Source organism: Candidatus Magnetobacterium casense (assembly GCF_019173545.1).
In the GTDB taxonomy this organism is placed as follows: domain Bacteria; phylum Nitrospirota; class Thermodesulfovibrionia; order Thermodesulfovibrionales; family Magnetobacteriaceae; genus Magnetobacterium; species Magnetobacterium cryptolimnobacter.
In genome coordinates this window covers 1-1,966 of record NZ_JABXWD010000530.1, presented here as the reverse complement: position 1 = coordinate 1,966, position 1,966 = coordinate 1, and the positions used below count along the sequence as shown (strand labels likewise).

2 protein-coding genes are annotated in these 1,966 nt (G+C 52.1%); both read left to right on the top strand.

What is annotated here, in order from left to right; all coding sequences use genetic code 11:
* A partial coding sequence (locus HWQ67_RS17225; RefSeq protein WP_218253929.1) for a c-type cytochrome occupies window positions 1-320 on the top strand: 320 nt, incomplete at its 5' end.
* Window positions 321-857: 537 nt separating this feature from the next.
* On the top strand, window positions 858-1,966 hold a 1,109-nt coding region (gene proS / locus HWQ67_RS17220), incomplete at its 3' end, for a proline--tRNA ligase (RefSeq protein ID WP_218253928.1).

Below are 1,966 nucleotides of genomic sequence, written 5' to 3'. Positions count from 1 at the left end.
ACAGGGGCAAGAAGATATACAAGGACATGAAGTGTTGGGAGTGTCACGGAGAAACCGGCAAGGGTGATGGCTCCAAATCGGAGGAGATCAAGGACGATTGGGGCGATCAGATACTGCCGTTTAACTTCCAGACCGGTGACCTCAAGAAAGGCTCCAGACCACAGGACATCTACATGACGTTTACATCCGGCCTCGATGGCACCGGTATGCCCTCCTACCAGGATACCCTAAACGAGGATGACAGGTGGCATCTGGTGTCATATACGCTAAAGTTAATGGGCAAGCTCGACAAAGACCACAACCAAAGCGCACACAAGTAACGGAAACAAAACCGAAATTTGACTGTAAGCAGCGGGTGGCTCTACCTTGGAGGTGGAGCCGCCCTTTTTTATCGCTGTTGACAAAGATTATAGCATTGTGGTATATATAGAATATAGGTTTTTTAGTAATAGTTCAGGTATACATATGGAAAGATTACACTGTGAACAATATATAATGGGGTCAAGGGGTCTGGCCCCCTTGCAGGGGAGGTCTGAGGAGGGGGTGAGGCACCCCTGCCGTAAACCGCCCTCCTTCTTTCTTTTCTTAGGGGGGTGAACTATTACAGTAAAAGTAAATATATTGGACATACTAAGCCGGAAATTCCTAAAATTAGAAGCGACAAAGACTGGGACGTTATTTCTCACTATAAAGAGCGCCTCCACACCTAAGCAGCGATAAGCATCCACTTTAAAAAGGGGCAAGGCCATATACAAGAAGAAGAGGAGACACCTCTTCGGCTAAAATTTACAGCATTATAGCCTTACTCAGAGATTAACGGTGCCGAATCTGAAAAAAACAAAAACATGGGAGAATACATGCGATACTCAAAGACATTAATACCAACCTTGAAGGAGATGCCCTCTGATGCCGAGGCGATAAGTCACGTGTTATTGCTCAGGGGTGGGTATGTGCGACAGTTGGCCTCCGGGCTGTATATATATCTGCCACTGTTCTGGCGGGTCTTAAACCGGATCAACAACATCATCCGCCAGGAGCTCAACCGCATTGGGGCGCAGGAGCTTTCGATGCCGGTGCTTCATCCGGCGGAGGTCTGGCAAAAGACCGGGCGGTGGTATGAGATCAAAGAGGAGATGTTTCGCCTCAAGGACCGCACTGGACGCGACATGTGCCTGGCCATGACCCACGAGGAAATCATGACGTGGCTGGCCTCCAGGGAGATACGCTCCTACAGGGACATGCCCCAGGTGTGGTACCAGATACAGACCAAGGTGCGTGATGAGGCGCGCCCCAAGAGCGGGGTGCTCAGAACCCGGGAGTTCATCATGAAGGACAGCTACAGCTTCGATGTCGATGACGAAGGACTACAAAAAAACTACGACCTGCACATCGAGGCATACGACAGGATATTTGAGCGCTGTGGGTTGACCTTCTACCGCGTTGACTCTGACCCTGGCATGATGGGAGGGGCTACGGCTCACGAGTACATGGCCCCGTCGCTGGCGGGTGAGGACGAAGTGGCCATCTGTGCTTCCTGCGGGTATGCGGCCAACGTGGAACTGGCGGTGTCCGTATCGGCGGTGTATCAGTATGCGCAGACGTCACAGCAGGAGGTTTCCACACCGCAGAAGAGGACGGTTGAGGAGGTGTCACACTTCATGGGGCTTGGGGCGGAGAACTTTATCAAGAGTCTGCTGTTGATCAGCGACACTGCCCCCGTGCTGGCCCTGATCAGGGGTGACCAGGTGCTTCACGAAAAGAAGGTCAACCGTATCATTGGCAACTTCCGCCCTGCACACAAGGACGAAGTCAAAGCCATCCTCGGCATAGAGGCCGGGTTCATAGGTCCGATGGGACACAAGCTGCGGATCATCGCCGACAACGCCATCAGCACCGGTGTCTACGTAAGCGGGGCCAACAAGGTCGATTATCACTTACGGGGTATCCGTCCGGGGGTTGATTTCCA